Consider the following 16,544-nt stretch of genomic DNA (forward strand, 5'->3'; position numbering starts at 1 on the left):
GCAGGCATGAGCGCCATTCTGCCCGAAGCCGCACTGCAACAACTGTTTGTTGCCGCACGTTCCAATCACCGTTTCCAGGACAAGCCGGTTGCCGAATCCACCATTCGCCAGCTGTATGAGCTGTTGAAATGGGGGCCGACCGCCTTCAATGGCCAGCCAGGCCGTTATCTGTTCATCCACAGCGACGAGGCCCGGCAAAAGCTGCTGCCTGCGTTGTCATCGGGCAATCGCGACAAGACCGCGGCGGCGCCGCTCACCGTGGTGCTGGCCTGGGACCCGGCCTTTCATCAGCATCTGCCCCAGCAGTTTTCGGCCTACGACGCCAAGGGCTTTTACGATGGTCTGCCGCAACTGGTGGAGCCGCACGCGCGGCTGAATGCCAGCCTGCAAGCGGCGTATCTGATTCTGGCTGCCCGTGCACTGGGGCTGGACGCCGGACCCATGGCCGGGTTTGATGCCGCTGCCGTGGATGCCGCCTTCTTCCCGGATGGCCAGTGGCGCAGCTTGCTGGTGGTGAACCTGGGTTACGGCGTGACGGAAGGTTTGCCGCCGCGCGGGCCACGGCTGGAATTCGAGCAGGCTGCTGCCATCGTCTGACCGGATTACTCATGTGAAGCTGTTGGCCGCTCATGTGTATGCATGGGCGGCTTTTGTCGTCATTTGCCGGTATTTATCTGAATTTAAGATATAAAACAGCGATTTTCTTGGTTTGTTGATTCATGCCGGATGGTTAGTCTGTCCCCTGAATGTGCTGCCCACCCACTTGCGGCAGCCACCATCAGGGAGTCTGCAATGCAGTCATCAACAATCAAATCCTCACGTTGGGGCGGTGTGCTGGCCACGCTGCTGCTGGCTGTCAGCACGCTGGCCATGGCCGGTCCCAATGGCATCAAGGTGGGGGTGTCGTCCACGCCGCAAATCGAATCGCTGCAGATTGCAGTAAAGGAAGCCAAGGCCCAGGGGCTGAATGTGGAGCTGGTGGAGTTTTCCGACTGGAACACGCCCAATGCCGCACTGGCCAACGGGGATATCGATGTCAATTATTTCCAGCACATTCCGTTTCTGGAAAACGCCAAGAAGCAGGGCGGTTACGATTTCGTGCCGATTGCCCCCGGCACCATCATGAAAATCGGCCTGTACTCGCACAAATGGAAATCCTTTGCCCAGATTCCGGTGGGAGGCAAGGTGGCCATTGCCGGCGACCCGGTGAATGGCGGCCGTGGCTTGCTGCTGCTGGAAAAAGCCGGGCTGATCAAGCTCAAGCCCGGCCTGGGTTACAAGGCCACCATCCAGGATATCGTGGCCAATCCGAGCAAGCTGCAGATCGTGCAGCTGGAAGCCTCGCAACTGGCGCGCTCGCTGGATGATGTGGATCTGGCGCAAGGCTATCCGTCCTTCCTCAAGCTGGCGGGCGACAACCCGGACAATGCCTTGCTGTTTGACGGGCTGGAAAACAGGATTTACGCCCTGCAATGGGTGGTGCGCAAACAGGATGTGAACAATGCGCAAATCCGCCGCTTCATTACCATCTATCAGCAATCAAAGCAGGTGCGTGCCTCGCTGGACAAGGTGTTCGGCAAGTTGTACGCCCCGGCCTGGCTGTGAGGGAGAGGCGCATGAATGCATTGGCAGAGGCAATCCGGCCAGAGGTAGAACAAGGCCCGGCCTTGTGGCAGCGGAAGGCGGAACCCGCCGGGGAGGCGCTGGTGAGCTTCCGGCAGGTGGGGCGTCAGTTCCAGGCTGGCGGGCGCAGCGTGCAGGCCTTGCAGGATGTGAGCTTTGACATCCAGCGTGGCGAAATCTTCGGCATCATCGGCCGCAGTGGCGCGGGCAAGTCCACCTTGCTGCGCACCATCAACCGGCTGGAGTCACCCGGCAGCGGGCAGGTGCTGGTGGCAGGCAAGGATTTGTCCGGCCTGAACGAAGCCCAGCTGGCGCAGGCGCGGCGCGGCATCGGCATGATTTTCCAGCATTTCAACCTGCTGTCCTCACGCACGGTGGCACAGAACATCGGCCTGCCCCTGAAGATAGCCGGGCTGCCGCAGGCCGAGATTGACGCCCGCGTCGACAGCCTGCTGCAACTGGTGGGGCTGGAGGGCAAGCGCGATGTCTATCCGTCCCGCTTGTCCGGCGGCCAGAAGCAGCGGGTGGGCATTGCCCGCGCGCTGGTGCATCAGCCGGAACTGCTGCTGTGCGACGAAGCCACCTCGGCACTGGACCCGGAAACCACTCAGTCCATTCTGGCGCTGCTGCGCGATATCAACCGTCAGCTCAAGGTCACCGTGGTGCTGATTACCCACGAAATGGCCGTCATCCGCGAAGTGTGCGACCGCGTGGCCGTGCTGGAAGCGGGCAAGGTGGTGGAGCTGGGGCCGGTATGGCAGGTGTTTGGTGCACCACAGGCCGATGCCACCCGCGCCTTGCTGGCCTCGCTGAATCATGAACTGCCCGCCGATGTGGCCGGGCGCATTGTGGCGGAACCATCCAGTGCGCAGTCGGAACTGCTGCTGGATGTGCGGCTGGATGGCGTCAGCGGGCAGGACCCGGCGCTGGGCCCGCTGGTGGCGGCACTGGGGCCGGCCACCCGCCTGCTGCATGGTGGCGTGGAACGCATACAGGGCCGGGCGCAGGGCAGGCTGGTGCTGGCCTGCGCACCGCAGTCGCGCAACCGGCTGGGTGATCTGGCCCGTCAGCTGGCCATTCCGGCTGGCAATATCCGCATCCTGGGGTACGTCGACCATGCCTGATTCTTTTGATCTGTATCTGACTGCCGCCTGGCAGACCCTGCAAATGGTCAGCGTGTCAGCGCTGGTGTCCGCCATCTTCGGCCTGGCGCTGGCCTTGCTGCTGGTGACTACCGGTCCGGCTGACCTGTACGCCCGGCCCTGGCTAAACCGGGGCGTGGGCAGCGTGGTGAATGTGTTCCGCTCGGTGCCTTTCATCATTCTGCTGGTGGTGCTGCTGCCCTTCACCCGGCTGGTGGTGGGCACCACCATCGGCGTGTGGGCGGCGGTGGTGCCGCTGTCGGTGGCCGGTATTCCGTTTTTTGCCCGTATTGCCGAAGTCAGCCTGCGCGAAGTGGACCGCGGGCTGATTGAAGCGGTGCAGGCCATGGGCGGGCGCAAGCGCGATGTGCTGTGGCATGTGCTGCTGCCCGAAGCGCTGCCGGGCATCGTCTCCGGCCTCACCATCACCCTGGTGGCCATGATCGGCTCCTCGGCCATGGCCGGTGCCGTGGGGGCCGGTGGCCTGGGCGATGTCGCCATCCGTTACGGCTATCAGCGCTTTGATACCCAGGTGATGGTGTCGGTGCTCATCGGCCTGGTGGTGCTGGTCAGCGTGGTGCAGACCGCCGGTGATGTGCTGGCGCGTCGTCTCAATCATCGTCAATAAGCCGGAAACCATTCATGACTCAACAAGCAATCCTGCAAGAAGCTGCGCTGATCCGCAGCGATGCCGAAGCCCTGGACGTGGCACGCCAGCTGGCGGCCGAGTTTGCCGTGGAAGCCGGTGTGCGCGACCGTGAGCGCCGCCTGCCCTGGGCCGAGCTGGCGCGTTATTCCGCCAGTGGCCTGGGCGGCATTACCGTACCGCGCGAATTTGGCGGTGCCGGCGTCAGCCTGCTGACGCTGTCGCGGGTGTTCCGCATTCTGTGCGCGGCCGACCCCTCGCTGGGGCAGATTCCGCAAAACCACTTTGCCGTGCTGGAGCTGTTCCCCCTGCTGGCCACGCCGGCCCAGCTGCGCTTCATCTACAGCGAAGTGCTGTCCGGGCGTCGTCTGGGCAATGCCGGGCCGGAAAAGGGCAAACAGCCCATGCAGCAGCTCAGTACCCGTTTGAGCCGTGAGGCGGACGGGCTTTACCTGAGCGGCCAGCGCTTTTATTCCACCGGGGCCTTGTTTGCCGACTGGATTCCCACCCGCGCCCGCGATGAATCCGGCCTGACGGTACAGGTGCTGGTGCCACGGCATGCGCCGGGCGTGGAAGTGGTGGATGACTGGTCCTCGTTCGGCCAGCGCACCACGGCCAGCGGCACCGTGCGTTTTGACAAGGTGAAGGTGGAAGAGGCGCAGCTGTTGCCAGTATGGCAGCTGGCGGACCGGCCCAATCTCACCGGGCCCATTTCGCAACTGATCCAGGCCAGTATTGACGCCGGTATTGCCGAGGCCGCCTTGCGCGACGCCATCCTGTTTGTGCGCGAGCATGCCCGGCCCTGGCTGGATTCCGGCGTCAGCCGTGCCAGCGACGACCCGTATGTGATTCAGGCGGTGGCGCGCTTGCAGATCGACCTGCATGCCGCACAGGAAGTACTGGACGATGCCGCACGCACACTGGACCGCCTGCGCACGGGCGAGGTGACGGATGCCATCAGCGCCGAGGCGTCCATTGCCGTGGCGGAAGCCAAGGTGCTGACCACCGAAATTGCCCTGCAAGCCAGTGAAAAGCTGTTCGAGCTGGCCGGTTCGGCCGCCACCCGTGCGCGCCACCAGCTGGATCGGCACTGGCGCAATGCCCGCGTGCACACCCTGCACGACCCGGTGCGCTGGAAGTACCACGCCATTGGCAATTACAGCCTGAACGGCGTGTTTCCGGCACGTCATCAATGGAATTGAAAGGAGAGCAGCATGAGTGAACTGGCTGCATTGCGCCCGGTGCAGGGCCAGCAGGCCAAGCCGCAGGCGGCCCACCGTATCGACAGCGATGAAGAAGCGCTGCAACTGGCCCGCCACTGGGCTGGCGAATTTGCCCGCGACGCCGCCCGGCGCGACAGCGAGCGCATCCTGCCCTGGGCCGAGCTGGAAGGCTATAGCCAGAGCGGGCTGTGGGGCATTACCGTGCCGCGCAAATATGGTGGTGCCGGCGTGTCCGCCGTCACGCTGGCCGAGGTGATTGCCACCATCAGCGCGGCGGATGGCTCGCTGGCGCAGATTCCGCAAAACCATTTCTACGCGCTGGAAGTGCTGCGCGTGGGTGGCAGCGCAGAACAAAAGCGCTATTTCTACGGCCTGGCGCTCGATGGCGTGCGTTTTGGCAATGCGCTGGCCGAAATCGGCCACAAGGACTACCAGCGCCGCACCCGGCTGACGCCGGAGGGCAAGGGCTATCGCGTCAGCGGTCAGAAATTTTATTGCACCGGCGCGCTGTATGCGCAGTGGATTCCCACGCTGGTGGTGGATGACAACCAGGAAAGCTATCTGGCTTTCATCCCGCGCGACAGTGCCGGGGTGGAGATTACCGACGACTGGGACGGCTTCGGCCAGCGCGTCACCGGCAGTGGCTCGGTCAGCTTCAGCCAGGTATGGGTGGAGCCGGAGTGGATTGTCCCGTTCAAGGCCTCGTTTGACCGGCCCACTCCCATCGGCCCGTTTGCCCAGATTCTGCACTGCGCCATCGACCTGGGCCAGGCGCGTGGTGCCTACCAGGAAGCCCTGCACTATGTGCGCGAGCATGCCCGTCCCTGGATAGATTCCGGCGTGGACAAGGCCAGCCGCGACCCGCTCTTGCTGGAGCGGGTGGGCAATCTGCGGGTGCGCTTGCGGGCCGCCGATGCCTTGCTGCGCCGCGCCGGACGGGTGCTGGACGCGCTGCAGGCCCAGGCTTTCCCCGATGCCCGTAGTGTGGCCGAAGCCTCGGTGGCGGTGGCGGAAGCCAAGGTGCTGACCACCGAAGTGTCCTTGCAGGCCGGTAGCCAGCTGTTCGAACTGGCCGGCACCAGCGCCACGCTGGAAGCGCGCAATCTGGACCGCTACTGGCGCAATGCCCGCGTACACACCCTGCACGACCCGCTGCGCTGGAAATTCCACGCCATCGGCAATTACGTGCTGAACGATGTGCTGCCGCCGCGGCACGGAGCACTGTGACATGGCGAAAAAACAGATTCTGCTCAATGCCTTCAACATGAACTGCGTCGGCCACATCAACCACGGCCTGTGGACCCACCCGCGTGACAACTCGGTGGACTACAACACGCTGTCTTACTGGACCGAGCTGGCCAAGACGCTGGAGCGCGGCCTGTTCGACGGCCTGTTCATCGCCGACATCATCGGTGTTTACGATGTGTACCAGCAGTCGATAGACCTGACCGCGCGCGAAGCCATCCAGCTGCCAGTCAACGACCCGCTATTGCTGGTGCCTGCCATGGCGGCGGTGACCCAGCATCTGGGTTTTGGCGTCACCTCCAATCTCAGTTACGAACCGCCCTATTTGTTTGCCCGGCGCATGTCCACGCTGGACCACCTCACCGGTGGCCGCGCGGGCTGGAATATCGTCACCGGCTATCTGGACAGCGGCGCGCGCGCCATGGGCCTGCTCACCCAGGACGAACACGACCAGCGCTACGACCGTGCCGATGATTATCTGGAACTGCTGTACAAGCTGTGGGAAGGCAGCTGGGAAGACGAGGCAGTGCGGCGCGACAAGGCGGCGCGGGTGTTTGCCGATGCCAGTCGCATCCACCGCATCAGCCATCAGGGGCCGTTCTATCAGCTGGATGGCTACCACCTGTGCGAACCCTCGCGCCAGCGCACGCCGGTGCTGTTCCAGGCCGGCAGTTCGGACCGTGGCCAGCTGTTTGCCGCCCGTCACGCCGAGGGCATCTTCATTGCCGCGCAGGACAAGGACAAGACGCGCCAGCTGGTACAGGACATCCGCCGTCAGGCGGTGGCCGCCGGTCGTCGTGCCGAGGATGTAAAAATCTTCATCGGCATCGCCGCCGTGGTGGGGCAGACCCAGGCCGAGGCGCAGCAAAAGTTTGACGATTACTGGCAGTACGCCAGCGCGGAAGCGGGCCTCGCCCACTTTGCCAGCAGCATCGGAGTGGATTTCAGCCGTTACGGCCTGGATGACCCGATTGAATACGGTGGCAGCAATGCCATCCAGTCGGCAGCCAAAACCGCCGCCGCCAACCAGCTGACCCGACGCAAGCTGCTGGAGCGCTTCCGGCTGGGCAGTCGTTACCCGACGCTGGTGGGGGATGCCGCCAGTGTGGCGGACGAGCTGGAAAGTTGGGTCAACGAGGTGGGGGTGGATGGCTTCAACCTGTCCCGCACCGTGACGCCGGAAAGCTACGAAGACTTTATCGACCTGGTGATTCCGGAACTGCAAAACCGCGGCAGTTACAAGACGGCCTATGCCGAAGGCAGCCTGCGCCACAAGCTGTTTGCCGAGGGCGACCGCTTGCCCGCCCGCCATGCCGCAGCGGGCTACCGGCCACGCTGACGCGACAAGAAACCAAAACAACATCACACACTCAAGGGAAAATCATGAAGCATCATCAGAAGAAACTGGGCGCGCTGGCGCTGCTCGGCCTGCTGCTGGCGCAAGGCGCACTGGCGGCGGCATTGAAGATAGGTGTTACACCGGGGGCCTATGCCGACTCGGTGCAGGTGGCGGCGCAGGAGGCGAAAAAGCAGGGGCTGGAGGTGGATGTGGTGGAGTTTTCCGACTGGACCACGCCCAATGTGGCCCTGGCCAGCAAGGATCTGGACGCCAATTACTTCCAGCATCAGGCGTTTCTCGAAAATGTCATCAAGACCCAGGGCTATCATTTCAAGCCGGTAGGCTTGGGCATCCTGGCCAATATCGGCCTGTACTCCAGCCGCATCAGACAGTTTTCCGAACTGAAAACCGGTGCCAAGGTGGCTATTGCCAGCGACCCCATCAATCAGGGCCGTGGCTTGCTGTTGCTGCAAAAGGCCGGGCTGGTGAAGCTGCGCGACGGCGTGGGCGCACGCGGCAAGCTGAGTGATATTGTCAGCAATCCGCGCAAGCTGGAGTTTGTGGAAGTGGAAGGCCCGCAGCTGGTGCGGGTGGTGAATGATGTGGATCTGGCACAGGGTTATCCGCATTTCATCGTGGCCGCCCATGCGTTTGACCCCGGCAGCGCGCTGATCTTCTCCGGCAAGGATGACGAGCAATATGCACTGCGCTTTGTCGCCCGCGAAGACAATGCCCGTGACCCGCGGCTGTTGAAGTTTGTGCAGATCTACCAGAACTCCCCGGCGGTGAAGGCGCAGATTCGCAAGTCCTATGCCAATAACGACAAGCTCTACAGCCTGGCCTGGCAAAAGTAGGTGCTCATTCGGAACCAGGCAAAAAGGCATTGCTGCGGCAATGCCTTTTTTACGTTGCCAACCCTGGCTTGGCCTGGATGTGTCTGACGCAATGCCTGCCATTTGCCGGTGATATTTACAGACATAGTCAATTTGCAGACAGGAAATGGCTGAGATAAACCCTGCTCGCCCGGCTTTAGCATCAGGTTTTTCCAATCAGGCGGGAGCAGGGCGATGCAGGACAAAACATTGCAGGGACAAACCGTGGTGGTGGTGGGCGGCAGCTCCGGGCTGGGGCTGGCTGCCGCACAGGCTGCTGTGCAAGCCGGAGCACAGGTGGTGATAGGCGGGCGTCAGCCGGAGCGCTTGCAGCAGGCGCTGGCACTGCTGGGAAAATCTGCCATCGGCTGGCCGGTGGATGTGCTGGACGCGGCGTCGATTGAACAGTTCTTTGCCCGCCTGCCGCAGCTGGACCACCTGTTGGTGACAGCTGCCGTGCTGAGCCCGGGACGGTTGGCGGAGTCCGCTATGGCCGATTTGCAGCGTAATCTGGACAGCCGCTTCTGGGGAAGCGTGCATTGCTTGCGTGCTGCCTTGCCGCGCATGGCAGAGCTGGGGTCCATCACCCTGACTTCCGGCATGGTGGTGCAGCGTCCGCAGCCGGGCAAGGCGATGGCGGCGGTGGCTGCCGCCGCGGTGGAAACCCTGGCGCACAGTCTGGTGCGCGAACTGGCCCCGCGCCGCATCAATGTCATCAGCCCGGGCCCCATGGAAACCCCCTTGCTTGCCGCCGCGCTGGGGGACGATGCAGCGCGGTTGCAGGCACTGGCGGCCGGCTTGCCGCTGGGGCGGCTGGGGCAGGCAGCCGAATTTGCCGAAGCGGCACTGTTCCTGATGCACAACCGCAGCATGAACGGTGAAGTGCTGCACCTGCATGGCGGTGCGGCCTGGGCTTGAGTTTTGCCCGGCCTTGGCGTGGCGAACAAGAAGGTGTCGTCCCGGTAACCGGAACGGAGCGTGCCGATGCAGACACAAGCAGGACGGCAAGGACAGGCAAGGCCGCAGCAGGTTTTTGCCTAGCGCAGCGCGCTGATTTCCCCCAGGCGGATCAGCCGCGCGCGGATGATGTTGCGGCTGATGCCCAGCAAGCGGGCGGCCTGCACCTGGTTGCGGTGGCAATAGTTATAGGCGGCGCGGATGATGGTGCTTTCGATGTCTTCGTACAGATTGCTGCCATTGGTTTCAAACAGGGCCTGCAAGGCCTGCTGCAACTGCTGGTGCCCTTCGTCTGCGTCGTGGCTGTTGTGGGCCGGGTTTGACGGTGTGCTGTGGCGCTCGTTGCGGCGACTTAGCTGGAGCGAGGACAGCTGCAAGTCTTCGCCGCGCACTACATTCTGTTTGCAGATCAGCAAGGCATGGTGGATGACGTTTTCCAGTTCGCGGATATTGCCCGGCCAGGGGTGTTGCAGCAGTTTGCGCTCTGCATCGGCATGCAGCGCGACATCGCCATAGCCCAGGCGCTGGCGGTATTCGTCCACAAAATGCCGGGCCAGCGGCAGGATGTCGCCGGGGCGGTCGCGCAGGGCGGGCAGGGCCAGATGGGCCACCCGCAGGCGGTAGAACAGGTCCTCGCGGAAATGGCCGGCGGCCACGGCTTCTTCCAGTCGCACATTGGTGGCGGCAATCACCCGCACATTGATGGGAATGGGCTTGCGCGAGCCCAGCCGCACCACCTCGCGTTCCTGCAGGATGCGCAGCAGCTTCACCTGGATGTTCAGCGGCAAGTCACCGATTTCATCCAGAAACACCGTGCCGCCATTGGCTGCTTCAAACCAGCCGGGCTTGGCGGCAAACGCGCCGGTGAATGCGCCTTTTTCATGGCCGAACAGTTCGCTTTCCACCAGTGATTCGGAAAACGCGCCGCAATTGACGGCCACAAAGGGTTGGTCGGCCCGTTGGCTCAGCGCGTGCACATGACGGGCAATCAGCTCCTTGCCGGTGCCGGTTTCGCCGATGATCAGCACATTGGCGTCGCTGGGGGCAATCAGCTGTATCCGGGAAAGCAGGGCGGTGGACAGCGGGTCCTCGAACACTTGTGCCGTGGCGCGGATGGAAGTGGTAAGGCTTTGCCGGTTAGGCAGGGTGATCAGGGGCATGGCCGGGCCTTGTGCTGGCTCGGCCCTGCGGGCCGATGCGGGTTTCAGGAATAAAACGTCGGTGTCGGATAGTTGCGAATCAAAGCCCATTCCCCTAACTCCTTTAATTTGTAATCAACCGGATCGTGCAAGGTGTGGGTGCGCAGATTGCGCCAGTGCCGGTCCAGACGCAGTCCGGCATGGGTGGCGCGCGCGCCGGTGACCTCGAACATTTGACAGGCCAGGTTCAGGCCCATCCGGGTGGCGGCCACCTTGGCCGCGGCAATGTGCATGGCCACTTCGCCACGCTCGTCCTGTGTCAGTGCCTCACCCCGTGCCAGCGCCGCCACCATGCTGTTGCCGGCACGGTCGGTGAGGGCGCGCACGCTCTCCAGCCCCACCCAGAACTCGCCGTAATGGCCAAGGATGTATGGGTCTTCGTGGGTGTGGTCCACCTGTGCCGCACGCCAGGGGCGCGCCTCGTGCAAGGTGTAGTGCCGGGCCTCCTCGAACGCGCCTTCGGCAATGCCCAGGTAGATATTGGTGAGAATCAGCTGCGCCAGCAGAGGCCGCAGGCAGGAGCGTGGCGTGGTGAGCGGGCCGGGATTGTCCAGCACTTCATTGTTTTCAATGCGTACTTTCTCGAAATTCACGCTGCCGCTGTCGGTCTGGCGCTGGCCGATATTGTTCCAGTCCTGCTGCACGCTGATGCCACTGCGGCCGGTGGGAATGGCCGCCACCACCAATTGCCCGCTGTGCTGCTGACGGGCGGAAACCACCAGCATTTGCGAATCCAGCGCGCCGGAGCAAAAGCTCTTTTGCCCGGAAAACTCATGCCAGCCGTCAAAGCGGCGGCTGACCGTGCGCTCGTCCAGCGGGTTGAGGGCATTGCCCCAGAACCAGTTTTGCCGGGTGGTGATTTCATGCCAGGGCTGCCATTGTTCCGGCTGGCCGAACAGCTCCACCGTGGCCAGCATCAGGTGGTGAAAGGCAAACACATGCGCCACCGAACTGTCGGCCTTGGCAAATTCGCGCACCACCAGCAGGGTTTGCTGCCAGTTGGCACCCAGGCCACCCAGCTCGCTGGCAATGGACAGGCCCAGCAGCCCGCTGGCGCGAATGGCGTCGCGTTCTGCTTTGGGCGTGCCGCCGGCATGGTCGCGCTCTGCTGCGGTAGCCGCAAACTGGGCAGCCAGTTGCTGCGCCAGCAGCAGGGCCGAGGCGGGTGTGCTGGCGGTGGGCGAGGGTGCCAGCAGGTGGTGAGGCAGGTTCAAGCGGTCATCCTTTTATCAGGTTGTGCTATGCGGCACATTGGCGACAGTTTTAACCGCGCCAATCAGCTGCTGTAAACCAAGGATTTATCAGGAATATATGCAGAATTCGAATTAGCGGCAGATGGCAGCCGATATCCGTTTTTGAATATTGCTGCTGGTGCAGCACGGTGTTTATTGGCTGCTGGGCTGGCAGCAGCGCTGATGAATGAATTGCTGCTGCAGCAGCAATTACTGGCCGGATTCAGCCTGAATGAGGCTGAATTGCCTGGCATGCAATCTGCTAATGCCTGTCTGGCAAAACCGCACCCGGTTTAATTTCAGCCGCAGGTAATTTCATGCTTATTCATTTATTCAGCAGCAAAAATGTTTCATCAGGCGGCCAGTCGTATCGCCAGAGCAGGAGGCAGCATGGCTGATTCATCCATTGCGCCCGACAGCCCGCTGGCCATTGCCCGCGAACTGGCCAGCCGTTTTGCCCGCACAGCCATTGCGCGTGACCAGCAAGGCGGCACCCCCAAGGCCGAACGCGATGCGCTGCGCGACAGCGGGCTGCTTGGCCTGATCATTCCGCGCGAATTCGGCGGCCTGGGCGAGAGCTGGAGCACCACCTTGCACATCGTGCGCGAACTGGCGCGGGTGGATAGCTCGGTGGCCCATGTGTTTGCCTTCCAGCACTTGTTGCTGGCCACCGCCCAGCTGTTCGGCCGGCCCGATCAGTGGCAGCCCTGGTTCGAGCTGACCGTGCGCGAGCGCTGGTTCTGGGGTAATGCCCTCAATCCACTGGATACCCGTACCCAGGCCACGCCGGAAGGTGACGGCTATCGCTTTACCGGTGACAAGAGTTTCTGCTCCGGCGCCACCGACTCGGACATGCTGCTGGCCTCGGCGCTGCGCGCCGGGCAGGGCGGTTTGCTGATTGCCGTGATTCCCACCCGCCGGGCCGGCGTCCACATTCATCAGGACTGGGACAATATCGGCCAGCGCCAGACCGATAGCGGCTCTGCCCGTTTCGACCAGGTGTGGGTGGGTACGGACGAGCTGCTGCTGCAACCCGGCCCGCTATCCACACCACGCGCCTGCCTGCGTCCGCTGATTGCCCAGCTGATCCTCACCAATATCTATCTGGGCATTGCCGAAGGCGCAGTGGCCGAAGCCCGGCGCTATACGCTGGAGCAGCGCCGCCTGTGGCCCGCCTCGCTGGCGGAATCGGCCAGTAAGGACCCTTACACCCTGCTGCATTACGGTGAATTCCAGGCTGCACTGGAAGGTGCGCGTTTGCTGGCCGACCACGCCGGCCACCAGCTGGATGCCGCCTGGCAGCAGGGCGATGCGCTGGATGAGGCAGGCCGTGGTCAGCTGGCCTTGCAGATTGCCGCCGCCAAGGTGCATGCCAGCCGCAGCGGGCTGGACCTGACCAGCCGCATTTTCGACGTGACCGGCGCTCGCGCCACCAGCGCCGCCCTGCGGTTGGACCGCTTCTGGCGCAATTTGCGCGTGCACAGCCTGCACGACCCGCTGGATTACAAGCTGCAAGAGCTGGGTGACTGGGCAGTGAATGGCCAGTACCCGACCCCCTCGTTTTATTCCTGAGACCCAAATGACCCAGAACCTGCAAGCAGTTGAAGACGATTTTGACAGTGTGGAACAAGCCATTGCCGCCATTGCCGCCGGTGGCTTTGCCGTGGTGGTGGACGATACCGACCGTGAAAACGAAGGTGACCTGATCATGGCCGCCGAGAAAATCACCGCCGCGCAGATGGCTTTCCTGGTGCGCTACAGCAGCGGCGTGGTGTGCGTGGCACTGACCGGCGAGCGGCTGGACCAGCTGCAACTGCCGCTGATGGTGAGCAGCAATAATGAATCGCAGCGCACGGCCTTCACCGTGACCGTGGACTACCTGCACGGCACCAGTACCGGCATCAGCGCGGCCGACCGCGCCGCCACGCTGCGGGCGCTGGCGGACAGCCGCATTCCGGCTGGCGACTTTGCTCGGCCGGGGCATATCTTCCCCTTGCGCTATGCGCCGGGCGGGGTGCTGGCACGCCCGGGGCACACCGAGACGGCGCTTGACCTGTCGCGGCTGGCCGGGCTGGCCCCGGCCGGGGTGCTGTGCGAAATCGTCAATGACGATGGCAGCATGGCGCGCCGCCCGGAGCTGCTGCGCTTTGCCCGTCAGCATGGCCTGCCCATCATCACCATTGCCGATCTGATTGCCTATCGCGAACGTACCGAAATGGCGGCGCTGGAGGCTAGTTCGCCATTGGGTGTGGCGGCCTGAGCTGGCCCGCCGTACTGCCTCCTGCACCCGCCACGGCGGGTGTCAGGCTGCTGGTGCAGAAAGCGAGAGGGGTTTGTCAATAATCTGCACCGCGTGACAGTCATGCAAAAGGCCCGCAAGCGCGGGCCTTGTCATTATCCAATTCGTAAAACCATCAGGCCTTGCCGCGGCCAATCTGCCAGACATAAGGCGGTTCGGTGCCGTTGATGGCCCAGTCACCGGCAATACGCGCCTTGTAGATCAGCGGATTGTGCGAAGCCACGGTGCGGGCATTGCGCCAGTGGCGGTCCAGCAGCAGTTCGGCGCGGGCCGACGATGCGCCCAGTGCATTGAACAGCTGGGTGGATGCACGCAATACCAGTTCGGATACCACGATCTGCGCCTTGCCCGATTCCAGCTCGGCGTCGATATTAGCCTGGCGTTCGCGCGCGGCATCGTTGCCAAAGCGGGCTTCATAAGCGCGCTGGGCCGGGTGGGCGGCGCGGATGGCGGTGGCTTCGGCGGCATAGGCCAGGGCGGAGATTTCACCCACCACCTGCTGGATCTGCGCATCCTGACTCACGCTACTGGCATTGCCGGTGCTGAACACGCGCTTTCTGTCGCGCACGTGCTGCGCCACATCGCGTTCCACCGCCTTGCCGATGCCGGCCAGCACCGCCAGCAATACCAGCTGATAGAAGGCGGTCTGGTATTTGAAGCGGCTGGCAAAGTCGATCAGGTTTTCCGCTTCCACCGTCACGTTGGCAAACACGGTGCTGCCGCTGCCGGTGGTGCGCTGGCCAAAGCCGTCCCAGTCGTCGCTTTGCGTCACACCGGGGTCACTGGTGCGGATGGCGGCAATCACGTCCTGGTTGGTGCCATCCACCTGGGCGTAAACGTCGATCCAGTCGGCAAAAATGCTGCCGGTGCTGTAGAACTTGCGGCCATTGAGCAGCAGTTTGTCGCCCTGGCGGCTGACACGGGTAATGACCTCACCCACGGCGACCTCGCCGATTTCGGTCCAGGCATTGCCGACAATTTCACCGGCAACAAAACGCTTGAACCAGACTTCGCGTTCCGGGCTTGCCGGGGCATTCAGGCGGTCTTCGACAAAAGCAAAATGGCCACGCAGCGCTTGCGGCAGGTTGGAGTCGGCGGTGGCCAGTTCCACCAGCAGCTGGAACAGCTGCGGCAGCGAGGCACCGGCCCCGCCATATTGCTTGGGCACGCGCACCGCGCCAAAACCGGCCTGTTTCAGCCAGTTGATCGGCTCGTACGGCAGCTTGCGCTCGCGTTCGCGTTGCAGGGCGGTCTGGGCGATTTCGGCAAAGATGGGGCGAAAGCGCTGGGCCAGGGTTTCGTAGTCGGTGCCGGTGGACAGGTCGTCCGGCAGGGTGTGTTGGCTCATGGTTGTTTCCTGTTTGGCGATTTGGCGAATACCGGCAGTGCTGCACTGCCGGTCATGGCTTAGTTCCACGGATGGCGCGGCGGCGCAATGTGGTTCAGGTAGTAGTTGCCGATGTGGAAGTACTTCCAGCGCACCGGGTCGTGCAGGGTGTGCACGCGGGCATTGCGCCAGTGGCGGTCCAGATTGTGGGCAATCAGGGTGGCGCGGGTGCCGGCCAGTTCGAACAGCTTGTTGCTGGCCTCGATGGCAATTTCTGTGGTCAGCACCTTGGCTTCGGCGGTGGCGACGGTGGCCAGTGCCACGCTGTTTTCATTCGGCTGGGCCAGGGCGGCGTCGATCAGGCGGCCGGCCTTTTCCAGCAGCGCTTCGGCAGCATGCAGGCGGATTTCCAACAGACCGATGGCCGAAACGGTAAACGGGTCGTCGGCGGCCTTGTCCTTGCCGCTGTCCAGCCATGGGCGGCTTTGCGAGCGGATGAACTCGATGGTGTCGGCCAGCGCGGCGCGGGCAATGCCGCCGTCAATTGCCGCCTGGATGATTTGCGACACCGGCCCGGCTACGGTGGGGGTATCGAAGGCGGCAATCGGCAGCACGCGGCTGGCCGGTACGCGTACCTGTTCTATCTTTACGCCGCCGGAGGCGGTGGTGCGCTGGCCAAAGCTGGACCAGTTGTTGATCACGCTCAGCCCCGGGGTGTCGCGGTCGGCAAATACCAGTGCGCCCAGGCCGTCTTCACCCACCGCCACGATGGGCACGATGTGGGCCAGCAGTGCGCCGGTGGTGTAGAACTTCTCGCCATTCACCACGGTGGTATCACCGTCGATGGAATAGCGGGTTTCAAACGCGGCCACCGTCTTGCTGTTGAGTTCGGAGAAGGCATTGCCAAAGCGGTAGCCCTGCAATACCAGGCCAAACAGTTCCTGCTTTTGCGCCTCGCTGCCATCCAGTGCGATATGCAGGTTGATGGCCAGATGGTTCTGGGTGATCTGGGCGATGCTGGAGTCGGCCTCGGCAATGATCTTGATGACCTCGGCCAGCGTGGCGTAGGACACGCCTGCGCCGCCATAGGCCTTGGGCACATTGATGCCCCACAGGCCGCTTTGCGAGTAGGCGTCCACTTCGGCCAGCGGCAGCAGGCCTTCGCGGTCGCGCAGCGCGGCGTCGTGGGCAAAGCGGATGGCCAGCTGACGCGCCACGGCAATGGCTTCGGCATCGTCGCGGATGATGTGCGCCGGGGAGGTCGGGCGCGGGCGGGCGGCGAAAGGCTCGGGAGAGTTGACACGAACGGCCTCGTGGCCGGCCAGGGAGGTAGTCATCGCACATTCCTTGTGTAAGTCCGGATACCCGGGGATGCCACAGGAATGGCAATAAGCGTGCCTGACAAAATGCGTGGTTTTACGCCGTAAAACACGGCTTTTT

Annotated in this window: 15 protein-coding genes; 11 read left to right on the forward strand and 4 right to left on the reverse strand. The window is 63.3% G+C overall.

Annotated features, from left to right (window positions below; translation table 11 throughout):
* The first annotated feature begins 6 nt into the window (after positions 1-6).
* The 9 genes from QVF59_RS11505 to QVF59_RS11545 all read left to right on the forward strand — a co-directional run bounded on the left by QVF59_RS11505 (position 7) and on the right by QVF59_RS11545 (position 9,008).
* Positions 7-597 (forward strand): malonic semialdehyde reductase, encoded by a 591-nt coding sequence (locus QVF59_RS11505; protein ID WP_287879959.1) that lies wholly within the window; start codon positions 7-9, stop codon positions 595-597.
* A gap of 195 nt (positions 598-792) precedes the next feature.
* Positions 793-1,605 carry a MetQ/NlpA family ABC transporter substrate-binding protein gene (locus QVF59_RS11510; RefSeq protein ID WP_287879960.1) on the forward strand — a complete coding sequence of 271 codons (813 nt, stop codon included), beginning with the start codon at positions 793-795 and terminating at the stop codon, positions 1,603-1,605.
* An 11-nt stretch (positions 1,606-1,616) separates the two neighbouring features.
* The gene (locus QVF59_RS11515) at positions 1,617-2,747 is read left to right on the forward strand and encodes a methionine ABC transporter ATP-binding protein (RefSeq protein WP_287879962.1); all 1,131 of its coding nucleotides are present in this window, start codon (positions 1,617-1,619) and stop codon (positions 2,745-2,747) included.
* Entirely contained in the window at positions 2,740-3,393 is a 654-nt protein-coding gene (locus tag QVF59_RS11520) for a methionine ABC transporter permease (RefSeq protein WP_287879963.1), read from the forward strand. The genes QVF59_RS11515 and QVF59_RS11520 overlap by 8 nt, the downstream gene beginning before the upstream one ends.
* A gap of 14 nt (positions 3,394-3,407) precedes the next feature.
* Positions 3,408-4,613: an SfnB family sulfur acquisition oxidoreductase gene (locus QVF59_RS11525; protein ID WP_287879964.1), complete on the forward strand. Its 1,206-nt coding sequence runs from the start codon at positions 3,408-3,410 to the stop codon at positions 4,611-4,613.
* Positions 4,614-4,625: 12 nt separating this feature from the next.
* Entirely contained in the window at positions 4,626-5,861 is a 1,236-nt protein-coding gene (locus QVF59_RS11530) for an SfnB family sulfur acquisition oxidoreductase (protein WP_287879966.1), read from the forward strand.
* Between the two features lies 1 nt (position 5,862).
* Complete coding sequence (locus QVF59_RS11535) at positions 5,863-7,218, forward strand: LLM class flavin-dependent oxidoreductase (protein WP_287879969.1); 1,356 nt, start codon at positions 5,863-5,865, stop codon at positions 7,216-7,218.
* A gap of 44 nt (positions 7,219-7,262) precedes the next feature.
* Complete coding sequence (locus QVF59_RS11540) at positions 7,263-8,072, forward strand: MetQ/NlpA family ABC transporter substrate-binding protein (protein WP_287879971.1); 810 nt, start codon at positions 7,263-7,265, stop codon at positions 8,070-8,072.
* A gap of 213 nt (positions 8,073-8,285) precedes the next feature.
* Entirely contained in the window at positions 8,286-9,008 is a 723-nt protein-coding gene (locus QVF59_RS11545) for an SDR family oxidoreductase (RefSeq protein ID WP_287879973.1), read from the forward strand.
* Between the two features lie 119 nt (positions 9,009-9,127).
* Here QVF59_RS11545 and QVF59_RS11550 read toward each other — a convergent pair whose 3' ends face one another.
* A complete protein-coding gene (locus QVF59_RS11550; RefSeq protein ID WP_287879975.1) occupies positions 9,128-10,297 on the reverse strand; it encodes a sigma-54 interaction domain-containing protein in 1,170 nt (389 codons plus the stop codon).
* Positions 10,252-11,460, reverse strand: a complete 1,209-nt coding sequence (locus tag QVF59_RS11555) for an acyl-CoA dehydrogenase family protein (RefSeq protein WP_045847822.1) — start codon at positions 11,458-11,460, stop codon at positions 10,252-10,254. Before QVF59_RS11555 ends, QVF59_RS11550 begins: the two co-directional genes overlap by 46 nt.
* A 408-nt stretch (positions 11,461-11,868) precedes the next feature.
* Here QVF59_RS11555 and QVF59_RS11560 point away from each other — a divergent pair, with 408 nt between their 5' ends.
* Positions 11,869-13,050, forward strand: a complete 1,182-nt coding sequence (locus QVF59_RS11560) for an acyl-CoA dehydrogenase family protein (RefSeq protein WP_287879977.1) — start codon at positions 11,869-11,871, stop codon at positions 13,048-13,050.
* Positions 13,051-13,057: 7 nt separating this feature from the next.
* Entirely contained in the window at positions 13,058-13,738 is a 681-nt protein-coding gene (gene ribB / locus QVF59_RS11565) for a 3,4-dihydroxy-2-butanone-4-phosphate synthase (protein WP_287879978.1), read from the forward strand.
* A gap of 154 nt (positions 13,739-13,892) precedes the next feature.
* On the opposite strand, the gene QVF59_RS11570 is transcribed toward ribB, so the two are convergent.
* Together QVF59_RS11570 and QVF59_RS11575 are read right to left on the reverse strand one after the other, a co-directional pair.
* Positions 13,893-15,125, reverse strand: coding sequence for an acyl-CoA dehydrogenase family protein (locus QVF59_RS11570; RefSeq protein ID WP_287879980.1), 1,233 nt, complete (start codon positions 15,123-15,125; stop codon positions 13,893-13,895).
* Between the two features lie 59 nt (positions 15,126-15,184).
* A complete protein-coding gene (locus tag QVF59_RS11575; protein WP_287879982.1) occupies positions 15,185-16,441 on the reverse strand; it encodes an SfnB family sulfur acquisition oxidoreductase in 1,257 nt (418 codons plus the stop codon).
* Between the last annotated feature and the right edge of the window lie 103 nt (positions 16,442-16,544).

It is taken from the genome of Aquitalea sp., assembly GCF_030150775.1.
In the GTDB taxonomy this organism is placed as follows: domain Bacteria; phylum Pseudomonadota; class Gammaproteobacteria; order Burkholderiales; family Chromobacteriaceae; genus Aquitalea; species Aquitalea denitrificans.